13 protein-coding genes are annotated in these 14843 nt (G+C 66.5%); 1 reads left to right on the forward strand and 12 read right to left on the reverse strand.

Going from position 1 to position 14843, the window contains the following annotated elements; translation table 11 throughout:
* Position 1 precedes the first annotated feature (1 nt).
* From ACTODO_RS09845 to ACTODO_RS09900, 12 genes are all read right to left on the reverse strand, one after another.
* Positions 2-343, reverse strand: a complete 342-nt coding sequence (locus ACTODO_RS09845; protein ID WP_003793474.1) for a hypothetical protein — start codon at positions 341-343, stop codon at positions 2-4.
* A gap of 8 nt (positions 344-351) precedes the next feature.
* Entirely contained in the window at positions 352-651 is a 300-nt protein-coding gene (locus ACTODO_RS09850; RefSeq protein WP_003793476.1) for a hypothetical protein, read from the reverse strand.
* Positions 648-1022: a hypothetical protein gene (locus tag ACTODO_RS09855; RefSeq protein ID WP_244262562.1), complete on the reverse strand. Its 375-nt coding sequence runs from the start codon at positions 1020-1022 to the stop codon at positions 648-650. Before ACTODO_RS09855 ends, ACTODO_RS09850 begins: the two co-directional genes overlap by 4 nt.
* Before the next feature lie 37 nt (positions 1023-1059).
* Positions 1060-2994, reverse strand: coding sequence for an ABC-F family ATP-binding cassette domain-containing protein (locus tag ACTODO_RS09860; protein WP_003793480.1), 1935 nt, complete (start codon positions 2992-2994; stop codon positions 1060-1062).
* A complete protein-coding gene (locus ACTODO_RS09865) occupies positions 2994-3968 on the reverse strand; it encodes a 4-(cytidine 5'-diphospho)-2-C-methyl-D-erythritol kinase (RefSeq protein WP_003793482.1) in 975 nt (324 codons plus the stop codon). Before ACTODO_RS09865 ends, ACTODO_RS09860 begins: the two co-directional genes overlap by 1 nt.
* A gap of 39 nt (positions 3969-4007) precedes the next feature.
* Positions 4008-4994 (reverse strand): 16S rRNA (adenine(1518)-N(6)/adenine(1519)-N(6))-dimethyltransferase RsmA, encoded by a 987-nt coding sequence (gene rsmA / locus ACTODO_RS09870; protein WP_003793484.1) that lies wholly within the window; start codon positions 4992-4994, stop codon positions 4008-4010.
* A gap of 64 nt (positions 4995-5058) precedes the next feature.
* Positions 5059-5643, reverse strand: coding sequence for a DUF4230 domain-containing protein (locus ACTODO_RS09875; protein WP_244262563.1), 585 nt, complete (start codon positions 5641-5643; stop codon positions 5059-5061).
* 412 nt (positions 5644-6055) lie between these two features.
* Positions 6056-7495, reverse strand: a complete 1440-nt coding sequence (locus ACTODO_RS09880) for an aggregation-promoting factor C-terminal-like domain-containing protein (protein WP_003793488.1) — start codon at positions 7493-7495, stop codon at positions 6056-6058.
* A 95-nt stretch (positions 7496-7590) separates the two neighbouring features.
* Positions 7591-8751 carry a resuscitation-promoting factor gene (locus tag ACTODO_RS09885; protein ID WP_003793489.1) on the reverse strand — a complete coding sequence of 387 codons (1161 nt, stop codon included), beginning with the start codon at positions 8749-8751 and terminating at the stop codon, positions 7591-7593.
* A 219-nt stretch (positions 8752-8970) separates the two neighbouring features.
* Positions 8971-9882: a TatD family hydrolase gene (locus ACTODO_RS09890; protein ID WP_034512483.1), complete on the reverse strand. Its 912-nt coding sequence runs from the start codon at positions 9880-9882 to the stop codon at positions 8971-8973.
* A 49-nt stretch (positions 9883-9931) separates the two neighbouring features.
* The gene (locus ACTODO_RS09895; protein WP_003793494.1) at positions 9932-10516 is read right to left on the reverse strand and encodes a DJ-1 family glyoxalase III; all 585 of its coding nucleotides are present in this window, start codon (positions 10514-10516) and stop codon (positions 9932-9934) included.
* A 111-nt stretch (positions 10517-10627) separates the two neighbouring features.
* Entirely contained in the window at positions 10628-14038 is a 3411-nt protein-coding gene (locus ACTODO_RS09900; protein ID WP_003793496.1) for an ATP-binding cassette domain-containing protein, read from the reverse strand.
* Between the two features lie 218 nt (positions 14039-14256).
* Between ACTODO_RS09900 and ACTODO_RS09905 the strand changes: the two genes are divergently transcribed.
* Positions 14257-14829, forward strand: coding sequence for a GNAT family N-acetyltransferase (locus tag ACTODO_RS09905; protein ID WP_003793498.1), 573 nt, complete (start codon positions 14257-14259; stop codon positions 14827-14829).
* The last annotated feature ends 14 nt before the right edge of the window (positions 14830-14843 follow it).

A 14843-nucleotide genomic window follows, 5' to 3' on the forward strand; every position in this document is an offset into this window, starting at 1 on the left:
GCTAAACCCCCTTGACCAGAGGCTCTGTGGAGATAGCAGCTGCTGCATCACGAGCGCGTGTCATCGCCTCATCACACGCAGTCATATAGTCAGAGTAGATCCCGGTAACCTTGCCGAGCCGACCGGCTGCTTCCGAAATATCTCGAAGCATTCCGTTGAGCCCCTGATCCCACTTGGTATTAAAGCTCTCCAGCGCCCCGGCGATAACGGGATTAGCAACCATTCCAGAGTTTGGCGTATAGTCCGCAACATCATAGGTTTTATTGCGTTCTTGCAGCTCGCTGAGCTTTGTAACCGCTGTGGCTAATGCCTCGAGATCAACTTCAAAATCATGACTTATCATCACAACCCCTAATCAACGGCAGCAAATGCAAGGGTTTCGGCGTGAATACCCGCCTCGCGAATCTCTTCAAACGCCGCTTTGAAGGCATCCAGGGCACTAGCCATTTCTTCGGCTCGATCATCAAGACGTTGCGCGCACTCTTTCTGTGCTTGACGCGCCTCAGAGGTATCCGACCACTCGACCAGCTCATGCTCCACGAGATCTGACATCTCTGTGCTGCCTTCGCGCAGCTTTGAAGCTGCACGCGCAAAATCATCCATCACGTAGTTCGCTGCCGTCTCATAAAACACAAGGTCATGACTACTCATTGCACGCTCCCAAATGCACCAGCGTCAATAATTCCTTCAGTCGCTTGCTCTTCCGCCGCGACAAGCGCCTCATCGACAGAGATCAGCGCCTGTGCGTAGCGATCAAGGTCTTCAATGTGTGCTTTGCCTGCTTCGCCCCACGCCGTCAGCGCTTCACCCAAGATCGACACATACGTTCCATTCACCTGCGATAGCTGCCCGGTAATATCTGTCTCGAGTGAGTCTGCGATTTCCCCGAGCGAGGTTTCGAAGTCGACCACATAACCAGCAGCCTTCGTTTGCGCACCAATGACAAGTCCGAAGCCAGGTCCACTCATAACACGCTCCCCCTTCATCGGATAGAGAGCGGCGAACACCACTCGTTCAACCACTTGTTCAGTTGAACATCGTATTAAATCACAATACGTTTTACTCGAGCAAATCCGCCGCCTCGAGCCAGGCCTCCTCCAGCTCGTCCATCTCGGACAGGATGTCCTGGTGGGCCGCCGAGACCTTCGTCAGCTCGGACACCGCCGCAGGATCCGTCGCCACCTGGATCGACAGCTTCTCCAGCTTCGCCTCCAGGGACGAGGCCTCCGCACGCAGGCGCTCCAGCTTACGTTCGATGCGGGCTACTTCCTTCTTGGCCGCGCGCCGCGCCGCAGCGTCACTCACGCCGCCGCGAGCGCTCCCCTGCCCCGCGCTCTCCTCGCCCGAGGAGGCGTCTGCGGAGGGTGCGACGGGGCGGGAGGCCGAGCCAGCCTCGTCGGAACGATTGGAGGAAGAGAAGGACCCGAAGTCGCCGGAGGCGCGCATCTGCAAGTACTGCTCGACGCCGCCGGGCAGCGCGCGGACCTGGCCGTCGCCGAGGAGGGCCACCTGGTGGTCGGTGACGCGCTCAAGGAGGTAGCGGTCGTGCGAGACGACGACGAGGGTGCCCGGGAAGGTGTCGAGCAGGTCCTCCATGGACGCCAGGGTGTCGGTGTCGAGGTCGTTCGTGGGCTCGTCGAGGAGCAGCACGTTCGGCTGGCTCATGAGCAGGCGCATGAGCTGGAGGCGTCGGCGCTCGCCGCCCGAGATCTCGCTGATGCGCGTGTAGGCGCGGGCGCGCGCGAACCCCATGCGCTCGGTCATCTGGGAGGCGCTGACCTCCTTGCCGTCCACGACGACGGTCTGGGCGACGTCGGCGACGGCCTCGACGACGCGCATGTCCGCCAGGGCGTCGAGCTCGTGCGTGTCCTGGGAGAGGGTGGCGACCTGGACGGTCTTGCCGCGCTTGACGCGCCCCGAGGTGGGCTCAAGGTCGCCGCGCAAAAGGTTGAGGATCGTCGTCTTGCCGGCGCCGTTGACGCCGACGATGCCGACGCGCTCGGCGGGTGCCAGACGCCAGGTGACGCCCTTGAGGATGTCCAGGCGCGAGCCGTCGGGGCGCGTGAAGGACACGGAGACGTCTTCGAGGTCGATGACGTCCTTGCCCAGGCGCGCGGTCGCCATCTTCACCAGCTCGACGGTGTCGCGCGGGGGCGGCACGTCGGCGATGAGGGCCTCGGCGGCGGCGATGTGGAACTTCGGCTTGGAGGTGCGCGCCGGGGCCCCGCGGCGCAGCCAGGCGAGCTCCTTGGTGAGCAGGTTGGCGCGCTTGGCGGCGGCCACGTCCGCCTGGCGCATGCGTTCGGCGCGGGCCAGCGTGTAGGCGGCGTAGGAGCCGTCGTAGATTTCGACGTGCCCGGCGATCTGCGGGCGGTCGCCGCCCGGGTCGACGCCGGGGACGACCTCCCAGATGTGCTCGCACACGGCGTCGAGGAACCAGCGGTCGTGGGTCACTGCCAGGAGCGCGCCGGACGCGCCGGGGCGGGCGAAGCGGGCGTTCAGGTGCGCGGCCAGCCATGCCACGCCCTCGACGTCGAGGTGGTTGGTGGGTTCGTCCAGGCACACGATGTCGGCGGTAGCCGCGAGGACTCGGGCGAGCGCAACGCGGCGGCGCTGCCCGCCCGACAGGGTGCCGACGAGGGCGGCGGGGTTGATGTCAGCGAGGAGACCGGCGTGGATGTCGCGCACGGCCGGGTCGGATGCCCACTCATATTCCTCCATGCCGGGGTGAACGGCCTGGATGACGGTGTCCTCCGGGTTGAGGGTGTCCGCCTGGGTGAGGACTGCGACGCGCACGCCGTCGCGTCGGGTCACCACTCCCCCGTCGGGTTCCTGAGTACCGGCGACGATGCGCAGGAGCGTGGACTTTCCGGCACCGTTGGGGCCGAGGATACCGACGCGACTGCCGTCGTCGAGGCCGACCGTGACCCCTTCGAGGAGCTTACGCGATCCGGCGAGGGCTCCGACATTTTGGGTTCCAAGCAGGTGTGCCATCAGATGGCCTCCGTCGATTCAATGCGGGCGCCGCAGGCTGGCCCGTGGGTGGGGGTCGCGCGCGCGACCGTGGGCGCGCCGCTGAGGGTGGCTGCGAGGGCTTGGGCGTGCTCGGCGTCGCGCGCGAGGGCTGCAACGGTCGGGCCGGACCCGGACAGGGTGACGGCCAGGGCTCCCGCATCCTTCGCGGCACCGATGGTCTCGGCCAGCTCGGGGCGCAGGCGCAGGGCGGGTGCCTGCAGGTCATTGACGAGGCAGTGGCGCAGTTCCACGGGTTCCCCGCACAGGGCGGCGACCTCCTCGGGCGTGGGTCCGGCGAGGGCGCGCTCACTCGCCGCGTCGACTCGATCGAACTCACGGAACACCTCGGGGGTGGACAGGCCCTCGTGGGACAGGAGCATGACCCAGTGGTGGCGGCCCTCCTCGTCCCCTTCGCGCAGGACGCTCATGTGGTCCCCGCGCCCGGTTCCCAGCGCGATGCCGCCCGCCAGGCAGGCGGGGACGTCGGCGCCCAGCGAGCGGCCGATCGCCTGCAGTTGCTCGGCGCCCAGGCCCAGCTCCCACAGCTCATTGCAGGCCACCAGGGCGGCGGCCGCGTCGGCTGACCCGCCGGCCATGCCACCAGCGACGGGCACGCGCTTGTCGACGCGGATGCTCAGGCCAGCGGCGGTGGACGCCCAGGGGCCCGCGGCGGCGAGGCGCTGGAGAACGCGCGCGGCGCGCACAGCCAGGTGGGTCTGCGGGTCCACGTCCGCCATGGCGCGGGTCGTGGCCTCGTCGATGCTGCCGTCGGGCAGGTACGCGATCGTCTCGACGCGTACGCCGGGCGTCTTGGAGGTGCGCACGGTGACGGTTTCGCGCAGGTTCAGGGCCTCGAAGACCGTGACGAGGGGGTGGTAGCCGTCTGGCGTGGGCGCGCCGACGCGCAGGGTCAGGTTGACTTTTCCGGGCGCACTGGCGCGCACTTCACGCATGGCGTTCCTTCTTCCTACCGCTTGTCTGACCGGCGGCCCTCAGCGGGCCGCGGTCGACGCCGCGAGGGTACCGTTCACGCGGGCCTCGATGACGGCGCGTCCCAGCTCGACGAACTCGTCGATCGAGAGGGTCTCGCCGCGGCGCGTCGGGTCAATGCCAGCGGCCGACAGGAGGGCCTCGGAGGCCTCGGGGCCGCCCGCCCAGTTCTTGAGGGCCGCACGCAGGGTCTTGCGGCGCTGGCCGAAGGCCACATCGGTGGCCTCGAAGGTGGCGCGACGCAGCTCGTCGTCGCCGCGCGGGGTCTCCAGACGTGTGAGGCGCACGAGGGCGCTATCCACGCCGGGCACGGGCCAGAACACGGAGCGGCCGATCGTCCCGGCGCGCTCAACCGAGCCATACCAGGAGGCCTTCACGGAGGGCACGCCGTAGGTGCGCGATCCGGGGCCGGCGGCCAGGCGGTCCGCGACCTCAGCCTGGACCATGACGACGACGCCCTGGACGGAGGGGAAGGCCTCAAGCATGTTGAGCAGAACCGGCACGGCCACGTTATACGGCAGGTTCGCGACGAGCTTCGTGGGGGCGGGCCAGTCCACGCCGAAGTCATCGATGCCGCTGATTTCCGTGGCGTCCATGGTGACAACGTGCAAGCGGTCGGCGGCCTCGCTCATTCGGGCGCGCACGGTCTGCGGCAGGGCTGCGGCCAGGGTCGGATCAATCTCGACGGCACGCACGCGCGCACCGACTTCCAGGAGCGCGAGCGTCAGGGAACCGAGGCCGGGGCCGACCTCGATGACCTCGTCACCCGCTTCGACGCCACCGGCTGCGACGATCTTGCGCACCGTGCCCGCGTCGTGCACGAAGTTCTGGCCCAGCACCTTGGTGGGGCGAATACCGAGCGCCTCGGAGATGGCCTTGACTTCAAGGGGACCGAGCAGGCCCGTCTCGGAGGGGACGGCTCCCTCGGGCAGGGTCGGATCGAGGCGGCGGCGCGTGTCGCGCTGGTTGCGTTGGGAGGATCGGCTCACGCTGGCAAGTCTAGTGCACGGGGCCGACGAGGCCGGGGCTGGGGGCACTGTGAGGCTCGAAGCGTCACGGGGCGGGGGCGGGCGGTAGGACGACGCGCACCTCGTACTTGCTGGCCTGCTCACCCAGAACGGCATTGACCTGCTTCTTCACGACGTCTTCCAAACGCCCCTGCGCCTTGTCAAGCAGACCCTTGGAAACAGCCTCGTCTGCTGCAGCAGCTTCCCGATCCGCCAGGAAGGTGGTGACCTCTCCGACCTCGATCTGGTTAACGATGGAGAAAGACTGGTCGTAGGTCTCGACCGAGGCAGGGTCGATGGACGCGGAGAGAATTTCGACGGCAGGCACGGTCACCGTCACGACGTGCCCCGTTTCGTCCACCTCGACCTGAATCCGGCTGACGTCGGCCACTCCGGCCTTCACTTCTCCCGAATAGGTGATGAGGTAATGGGCGCTCGTGCCCGGCACTTCCATGCCAAACACCTTGGTTCCCTCCTCAGAGTATTTCCCCACCTGGGTGAAGTTGTAGGACTCAGTGGAAAGTTCACCAATATCCGCGAAAGAGTTTTTCACAAGAGTCGTGTCAACGGTAACGACTGGTTCGCCACCCTGGTCCCCGGACCCGACGCCGAATACCGGGGCAGCCTTCATGCCACCGGCGAATCCTACACCTGCGATCACCACAGACGCAGCCAACTTAGCAACGGTGGAAAAACCCATGACGACCTCACTGACACAATTAGGGTGAATATTAAGTAACCCTCATGGGGATTGTACGGTAAGCGTCAAGTTGCCACAACCCCTACACCACGCGGATAGGTTATCGGCGTGCGGATAGCTTACTTTCCTATCCGCATGCGCCTAACCTATCCACATCTTCACAACCTATCCATATGCCGACGGCGAGCCGGGCGCCGCACGCATAAGCTTGCCAACACCCAGCTAGACACACTCCCCATTCTGGCGCAGCACGCATCCGCCCCCGGCACACGCCCGTAGACACGAACGAAAGCCGGGCCCGACAACCCTCGTTGTCAGGCCCGGCCCTCAGCATCTCTCAGGCTTAGTACCAGCCCACGGCGCTGGAGTGCGCCCAGGCGGAGCAGGGCGTGCCGTAGCGGCCCTTGATGTAGCCGATACCCCAGTTGATCTGGGTGATCGGGTTGGTACGCCAGTCAGCACCGGCCGAGGCCATCTTCGAGCCCGGCAGCGACTGCGGGATACCGTAGGCACCCGACGAGGCGTTCTCGGCGTACGGATTCCACTGCGACTCGCGGTTCCACAGGAGGACCAGGCACTGGTACTCGCTGTCTCCCCAGCCCTGGGCTGCGACGAGGGGCTTGGCCAGCGAACGCGGGTCCTCGCCGGAGTAGGTGGTCGGGACGGCGCCGGCGGCGGCAGCGGCAGCGGCGGCGGCAGCAGCCGTGGCGGAGTCAGTGTTCTTCGTGTCGGCTGCGATAGCGGCGATCTCTTCCTTCGTGGAGATCGTGCCGAGCTTCGCGCGGTAGCGCACGGAGGTCGTACCGTCCGCCTCGACCTTCTCCTCGAGGGTGGCCTTCGGGTCGATGCCTGCGGCGATGAGGGCGGCCGGAGTGGCCTCCTTCGTCCCCTCGCTGCGCACCTGGGTGACGGGCTGAGACGTGGAGTGCTCGGTGATCGGCACGGTGGTCAGGACCTCTTCGCCCTTCTTCTCCTGCCACACGGTCCACGTGGTGACGCCGTTGACGCCGACCGTCGTCACCTGGGATTCGCCGACGAAGAGGTCGGAGTTGGTCGTCGTCGTCTCACTGAAGGGGATCTCGACGGTCTCGGTGGCCTCACCGCGGGTCACGCGGCTGACGTTGATCGACAGCTCGCCGGCCTCGCCCGTCGTGACGTTCACGCGGTCGAGGGGGTGCACGGAGACGCCGGAGGCCTTGAGGATCGCGCGGGCATCCTGCCCGGGACGTGCGGCGACCTCGCGCGTGGTGCCATCCACCGTGACGACGACGTTGCGAGCGCGCGACACGAGCGGGGTAAGCTCGTCACGTGAGGAGGAACGGTCTGCAGCGAGGCTGACGGTCGAGCCCAGCGGAGCGGCGTCCGCGAGGATCGCATCGGCCGACGAGGCCGTGGTCCAGAGGGTACGGGTCTGACCGTCGACGGCCACCGTGTACGGCTTGGAGGTGCGCACGATGATCGTGTCGCCGTCGCGCACGGCCTCGCCGGTGCCGGGCTGAACGAGGTCATTGCTGCCAACACTCACGCCCGCGGCATGCAGCGCGTCGCCGACGGTGTTACCCCAGGAGGTCACGGGGCGCGAGACGCCGTTAACCTCGAGCATGACGGATGTGTGCGAGGAGGCGACACCGACGCCTGCGACGCCGAGGACACCCGCCGAGGCGAGGGCGGCGACGCCGAGGACGATGCGCGGGGAAGGCGCGAAGGAACGCACGTGGGCGCCCAGGACGTGCAGGGCGCTTGCGGCGGACGCACTCAGGGAGGTGCTCAGGTGGTGGTTCACGATTCTCCAGTTACTCGCTATTGGTATGCCGGTCAGCTTAACGTGCACGCACGCGGGCGCGCCAGGGTCTGGCCGCGCCCGCGTGCAATGTCACGTCAGACGAGGCCCAGCTTGTAGGCGCAGCCCCACTGGCCCCAACCGGAGCGCTGCTGGAGCATGCGCGCACGCATGGTCTGTTCTTCCACGGAGGCATCAGAGGGCAGGCCGGAGCCGCCCACGGAACGCCACGTCGGCAGAGAGAATTGGTACATGCCGTAGTAGCCGTTGCCCGTGTTGATCGACGGGTTGCCACCGGACTCGCACTGGGCGATGGCCGCCCAGATCGCAGCGTCGTCGCCGGAGACGGCGGCGGGAGCAGACGCAGACGAACCAGACGAGGAGGCACCCGAAGAATCGGACGAGGTGGACGAGCTGGACGACGTATCCTCGGCCTTCTTCGCCTTCGTGCCCTTGGAGACGATGCGCTTGGTGGGCTCGGTGCGGGTCGTGGACAGGACGGCGGAGACGGTGACGTCGCCGTCGATGGTCTCCTGGTAGGTCTCGGTCACCTCGGAGCCGGCCACGCCTTCCTGCACGGTCTTCTCGCTACCCTCTTCGGCCTCGGCGTCCTCACGCTCTTCGGTCTCGTACGGGATCTCGGTCGTGGAAGAGACGATGCCACGCACGACGCGTGCGACGCGCAGGGTGGCCTCGCCGCCGTTGTGCTCGAGGGTGACGCGGTCGATCGGACCGGCGCTGACGCCTGCCTTCTCGAGGATCGCGGTCGTGCCTTCGTCAGAGGAGACGACGACGTCCGTCGTGGTGCCGTCGGCGACGACGTGGACGGTCTGGCCGGCCTCGGCGATGGGCATCTCGGCGCGGGTGTAGGAGCGGTCGGCCGCCATGGATGCGGCGGAGGCCGGCAGGGCAGAGAGCACGCCGGAAATCGACGAGGCAGTGGACCATGCCGTGGTCTGGTTGCCGTCGACCGTCACGTCGTACTCGGTCGCGGTGCGCACGACGACGGTGTCACCGCTCGCGACGGTCTGGTTGGAGGCGGGGGCGACGAGGTCGTGGTCGCCGACGGTCACACCCGCGCTGTGCAGAGCATCGCCGGCAGTCGTGAAGAAGCCTGAGACATCGCGGGTCACGCCGTCAACTTCGACGGTGACGTGGCGATAGGAGGTACCAATGGCAGTGGCCGCGGTGCCGGCCACGACAAGGGCCGTCGCGGCTGCGACGGAAATGACGGTTGTACGAGAGGGCTGAAAGCTCACGTGTCTCCAGACTTTGTAGGTTCCGTTTCAGGGCCGCGCCGACGCATCCCCGCGGACTGCGGGCGCATCAGACGGGCAGGCCAATTCGGACTGACACACCCACCGTAACCAATTTGTTACCTTCGCGCGACCACTTTGACGCAATTCACCAGTCAGAGAACGCGCGCGGGAAGGTCGTGCGAGGCCTGATAACCCGCGCTCGTCACAGGAGAGATGCCCTCACCAGGTGCCGTAGACCGCCTCGGTGTTCGCCCGCAGCTGGTCGCACGCAGCCGCCTCGCTGACGCCCCACTGATCCGCAATGAAACGCACGGTGTGCGCCATGACGTAGGAGGCGTTGGGGCAGCCGCGCCACGGCGCGGGCGTCAGGTACGGGGCGTCCGTCTCAACCAGGACCAGCTCGCGCGGAAGGACCGCGAGCGCGGCACGCAGGTCGGAGTTCGCGGGGTATGTGATGGGGCCGGCGAAGGAGGCGTACCATCCGCGCCCGGCGAGGTGCTCGGCCATCGCCGCGTCCCCCGAGTAGCAATGGAAGACGATGCGCTGGTCCTCGCTCGCACGCTCGTCGAGAATCGCGAGGGTGTCCTCATGGGCGTTGCGGTCGTGGATCTGCAGGGGCAGGCCCGCGCGCTGCGCCATGTCGATGTGCGCGCGGAAGGATTCCTTCTGCGCCTCGCGGCCCGGGTCGGCCGTACGGAAATAATCCAGGCCGCTCTCCCCCACCGCGACGACCATCGGATCGTCCAGCCGAGCCTCGACGGCAGCCAGGGCCTCGTCAAGGGGCACGTGGTAGTCGCGCACGACGGGGACCAGACCGTCAGGCGAGGGGTCCGCACAGCCCGCGTGCAGGGCCGCGTCGTTGGGGTGGATCGCGATCGCGACGCGCACGCCCTCGTGAGCGCGCGCCAGCTCGATCATCGGATCGAAGTCGGGCAGCTCGCAGGCGCTCGAAATCATCCGGGTGACCCCCACCTCGCGGGCGCGGTCCAGCTGCTCCTCAAGGCTGAGCGCCACGCCCTCGCGCCGGGGGATCTCGCCGACGTGGGTGGGCAGGTGCGTGTGGTTGTCTACCACGGGCGCCGCCAGGGGCGCGGGCGCGTCTGGCCAGGGACGAGGCTTACGCGGGCTCATGCGAGGTCATTGACCTTTCGAGGAGGGACGGGAACGAGGCGGGCGCGCGTCAGCGGGAGAGCACGACGCCGCGGGCGACCTCATCGACGACGTCGTCGCCGAGGATGAGACGGACGATTTCGAGGCCGAGCTCCAGGGAGGTGCCTGCGCCGCGGCTGGTGATGATCTGCCCGTCGACGACGACCGGGTTCTCGTGGACGATTGCGCCGCCCTCGGCGATGGCCTTGACAAAGGCGGGGTTCGCGGTCGCGTGGCGGCCGTCGAGGACGCCCAGCTCGGACAGGATCGAGGGGGCCGCGCAGATCGCTGCGATGGGCTGGGCGGCGTCGGAGCGGCGCAGCACCTCGGCCTGGATCGCGGGCGTGCCCTTCAGGCCCAGGGTGCCGGGCATGCCGCCGGGCAGGAAGAGGACGGTGTAGGTGGACAGGTCCACGTCCTCGAGCATGAGGTCGGCGACGACGCGGATGCCGTGCGAGCTCGTCACGTGGCGGGCGTCGGTCACGGAGATCAGGTCGGAGCGCACGCCGGCTCGGTACAGGACGTCGGCGACGGCCAGGGCCTCGACCTCTTCGAAGCCGTCGGCCAGCATGATGGCGACAGTGGCGTCGGTGGCAAGCTTGTCGGGAGTGGGCATGATTCCTCTTTCGTCGCGGCTACTGAAACGAGCGTTACGTCCAGGTTAGCGCAGCCGCACGTGCCCCGTGGACGCGCCACGGCCTCGTCCCGCGGGACGAGGCCGTGTGCGTCACTCGGAGCGCAGGGCCTCGACCGGGTCCTGGCGCGAGGCGCGCGAGGCCGGGATGACGCCCGCGATGACGGTCAGACCGACGGATACCGCGATGAGTGTGAGGGCCGTGAGCGGCGAGAGCTGGGCAATGTTCTCCACGTTGAACGAGGAGTACGCGATACCATTCGCAACCGCACACAGCCCGTAGGTGACGCCCACGCCGATCAGACCCGCCAAGAGGCCTTCGATGACGGTCTCGGCGTTGAACACGCGGGACACGTCGCCCTTCGAGGCACCGATCGAGCGCAGGATACCGATCTCCTTGCGCCGCTCGAGCACCGAGATGTAGGTGATGATCGAAATCATGATCGACGAGACCACCAGCGAGATCGACACGAAGGCAATGAGCAGCCAGGAGATGATGTCGACAATCTTGGTCACCGAGCTCATGAGCGCGCCCATGACGTCGGAGTAGGTGACGACCTTGTCGGTCGCGCCCGCCGACTTATTGTCGGCGTTGTAGGCGTCGAGGGCGGCCTTCACCTTGTCCTTGTCCGCGAAGGACTTGGGGTAGATGGAGATGTTCGACGGGGAGGCGATATCCGCCCATCCCAGGTTCCTCAGGTTCGTCTCGAGAGTCGGCACGTTCGTGGAGAACATGGTCGCCATGAGCGCGGCGAGGGACTTCTCGTCCACGTTGGATTGGAAGGCCTCGGCGAAGGCCTGCGGATCCATGGAGAAAGCGCTCGACATGTTGGTGGCGAACTGCTCCATGGTGGAACCGATCTGCTCGCCGATCACGGTCGACAGCTGCGTCATCATCGAGGTCATCGCGTTCGTCATGGCTTCCTGCATGACCTGGCCGATGACAGCGCTCACGCCCTGCGTGAGGGTGGTCCCCAGCTGGGCGGCGATCTGCGTGGAGATCGCGTTCATGACCTGAGTGGAGATGTCGGTGCCGATCTGGGCCAGGGCGGGGTCCTCGCCGAGGGCCTTCGTCAGGTTGGCGGCGAGCTTGTCGGAGTCGACGACCCGGTCGGAGGAGACAGCCGCGCGCAGCTGCGCGAGCACCTCGGGCTGAGAGAAGTACGCCGAGGCCAGGGTCGCGAAGTCGGTCGTTCCACCCGCCTCGATCTGCTCGCGGGCGTAGTCCTGGAAGCCCTGGGCGATCTGGGAGGCCTGTGCGCTCAGGTAGTCTGCCGCGCCATCCTTGACGGCACCGTCGGCCAGGGCCGAGCGGATGATCGTCTGGAAGTCGACGTTGGCCAGCTGCGGCAGGTCCTTACTCAGCTCCCCGAAGTCAAGGCCGGACAGGTCGAAGGCCATGCCCGACTGGGCACCGGACTGTGCGCTCAGGGCTGACAGGTCAATGGTCGACAGGTCCAGGCCCGACATGTCGAGGTTGGAGAAGTCGAGGCCGGACAGGTCGAGGCCGGAAAGGTCCAGGCCAGACAGGTCCATTTGCATCTTGTCGGGGTCGATCTGGAAGGCGGCGGAGAGCTTGGACTCATCCACCGTGAACAGGGAGGACATGTCGAAGCCGCCGGACTGGCTCTTCTGATTGTCCGCCAGCTCCTTGAAAGTCTTGCCGGTGAAGACATCAACGTCGGGCTTGGCGCGCTGGGCCTTGACGATCGGGCTGGCCGCCGCCTCCTCAATGATCTGGTAGGTCAGGGCAGGCGTGTAGGCGATGCCCTGACGCAGGGCGCCACCCTTGTCGGAGTTGGGCTTGACGATGCCGGAGATCGTCAGCTGCTGGCCGCCGTCCACGAGCTTCTTCATGTAGTCCGTGTCGGAGGAACGGTCTGTCCACACCTTGTAGGTGTCGTCCCACGTGTACTTGTCGAAGGCGTTGACGCGACGGAAGGTCGTGCCCAGGATCGCGGAGTAGTCGTAGGTGGCGGTACTCGCCCCCGACTGCGCGCCCGACTGCGCCCCCAACTGGCTCTTGCCCCCGAGCGTGCCCTGGTAGTAGCTGCGCATCAGGTCATCGAATTCCTTGTGGTCTTTGAGACCCAGGGTGTATTCGAAGAGGTTGGGGATGTTGCCGTCCTCGTCGAGGACCAGGACGACCTGGTTCGCGCCGCTCGGCCAGGAGCCGGCGACCACGTCGTACGCGGAGGTGTACAGCGAGGTCGTGGCGGGCATCTGGTAGAAGGCATTCGTCTGCATCATCGACCCGAAGGCCCCGGCGCCGAAACCGGCTTCCATCTGCTTCATCGACTGGTCGGGACTGACCTGCACGACCTCTTTAGATGTGTCGGTTTGGTAGATCTGCGGGACGATGTCGTAGTCATACTCGATCGCGTTAACCATCGAGTTGATGTTGCCGCCGTTGTTGTCCAGGTAGGTCTTGAGCGAGGCCAGGTCGTTCGTCTTCGCGTCACGGATCGTGTCGGCGAAGGTGCGCAGCTTGGAGACGCCGACCTTGCCGTCGGGCGCGGGCTGGGAGTCTTTGGAGTCCGAGGCCGACACGGACAGCGCGGCGGTCATGTCGATGCCGCTCTTTTGGATCGTCAGCGGGTACGCGCCCAGCGTCTCCTCTTCCGTCTTGGCGATGTAGGCGTTGGTGCCGTTGGCCAGCGCGAGGATCGCCGCAATGCCGATGATGCCGATGGACCCCGCGAAGGAGGTCATGAGGGTGCGGCCCTTCTTCGTCATCAGGTTGTTGGCCAACAGGGACAGGGCCGTCAGGAAGCCCATCGAGGTGCGACGTGCGGGCTTGGCTTCACGCCGGTCCTCGGCGGCGGGTACGAAGGGATCGGAGTCGGCGACGATGGAGCCGTCGGCCAGCTCAACGATGCGGGTCGCGTACTGGTGGGCCAGATCGGGGTTGTGCGTGACCATGATGACGAGGCGGTCGCGGGCCACGTCGCGCAGCAGGTCCATGACCTGCACGCTCGTCTTGGAGTCGAGGGCGCCGGTGGGCTCGTCGGCCAGCAGGATCTCGGGGTCGTTGATGAGGGCACGCGCGATGGCGACGCGCTGCATCTGGCCGCCCGACATCTGCGAGGGCTTCTTGTGGACGTGCTCCTTCAGGCCGACCCGTTCGAGGGCATCGAGGGCGCGCTTGCGGCGCTCGGAGCGCGAGACGCCCGACAGGGTCAGGGCCAGCTCGACGTTCGCCAGCACGGTCTGGTGGGGAATCAGGTTGTAGGCTTGGAAGACGAAGCCGATGCGGTTGTTGCGGTAGGCGTCCCAGTCGCGGGCCTTGTAGTCCTTCGTCGAAATGCCGTCGATGACGAGGTCGCCGCTCTGGAAGCGGTCGAGGCCTCCGATGACGTTGAGCATCGTCGTCTTACCGGAGCCGGACTGGCCCAGCACGGCCACGAACTCGTTGTCGCGGAACGCCACGGAGACCTTGTTGAGCGCCACCTGCACGAGGTTGGCGGTCTGGTAGGCCTTGACGATCTCCTTGAGCTCTAGCACGCTTCATCCTCACATCTGCTGTTGATTCCACAGACAAGTCTAGGCGAGCGACCATCGCTCAAGACCGCCGCTGTTCACTGACTGATCCCTGATCATCCCCTGACAAACCCCTGAAGTCGTATCTCGCGCGTCACATCGAGCTCCCCGAAATCCAGCCCGGGCCTCGTTCATCGAACAACCTCCAGAGACGCGCGCAACCCAGTGGCTAGACTGATCCCATGATCGACCTCACCCAGATTCCCGTGCCCAACGAAGGGCCGATCACCGATAAAGTCAAGGAAATCTACGAGCGTTCCTTCCCGCCCGAGGAGCAGATTCCCCTTCCCGAGCTGCTAACAAGCGCCCAGATGGACGAGGTCTCCTTCCTCGCGTGGATCGATCCCTCCCTGCCTGCGGGCAAGGACGGGGCCGGCAACGTGGTTGCCCTGACCTTCTCCTTCGTCTTCCCCGACCTGTTCTACCTGGGTTTCCTCGCGGTGGACGGGCGCACGCGCAGCGCGGGCTACGGCTCGCGCATCCTCACCTACTTCCGCGAGCGCTACGGCGACGTTCCGCAGCTGCTCGAGATCGAGCCGGTCGTGCGCGAGGCCGGGAACTACCAACAGCGCGTGCGACGCCTAAAGTTCTACGAGCGCAACGGTTTCACGGTGACGAACATGCTCACGCACGAGGCCGACCAGAACTACAGGGTCCTGGTGCGCGACGGGATCGTGAGCCCGCAGCGCCTGGAGGAGGCGCTCAATTCGGTGACCGACGACCCGGCGTACGCGTCGCGGGTGACGACGGACTAACGCCCTCCCCGGGG

Source organism: Schaalia dentiphila ATCC 17982 (assembly GCF_000154225.1).
Taxonomy (GTDB): domain Bacteria; phylum Actinomycetota; class Actinomycetes; order Actinomycetales; family Actinomycetaceae; genus Pauljensenia; species Pauljensenia dentiphila.

Excerpts from the sequence above, each read along its gene's own strand:
- ACTODO_RS09845 (WP_003793474.1), bottom strand. The coding sequence starts at position 343 with ATGATAAGTCATGATTTTGAAGTTGATCTCGAGGCATTAGCCACAGCG.
- ACTODO_RS09875 (WP_244262563.1), bottom strand. The coding sequence starts at position 5,643 with ATGAAGGCTGCCCCGGTATTCGGCGTCGGGTCCGGGGACCAGGGTGGC.
- ACTODO_RS09850 (WP_003793476.1), bottom strand. The coding sequence starts at position 651 with ATGAGTAGTCATGACCTTGTGTTTTATGAGACGGCAGCGAACTACGTG.
- ACTODO_RS09860 (WP_003793480.1), bottom strand. The coding sequence starts at position 2,994 with ATGGCACACCTGCTTGGAACCCAAAATGTCGGAGCCCTCGCCGGATCG.
- ACTODO_RS09865 (WP_003793482.1), bottom strand. The coding sequence starts at position 3,968 with ATGCGTGAAGTGCGCGCCAGTGCGCCCGGAAAAGTCAACCTGACCCTG.
- ACTODO_RS09890 (WP_034512483.1), bottom strand. The coding sequence starts at position 9,882 with ATGAGCCCGCGTAAGCCTCGTCCCTGGCCAGACGCGCCCGCGCCCCTG.
- ACTODO_RS09905 (WP_003793498.1), top strand. The coding sequence starts at position 14,257 with ATGATCGACCTCACCCAGATTCCCGTGCCCAACGAAGGGCCGATCACC.
- ACTODO_RS09895 (WP_003793494.1), bottom strand. The coding sequence starts at position 10,516 with ATGCCCACTCCCGACAAGCTTGCCACCGACGCCACTGTCGCCATCATG.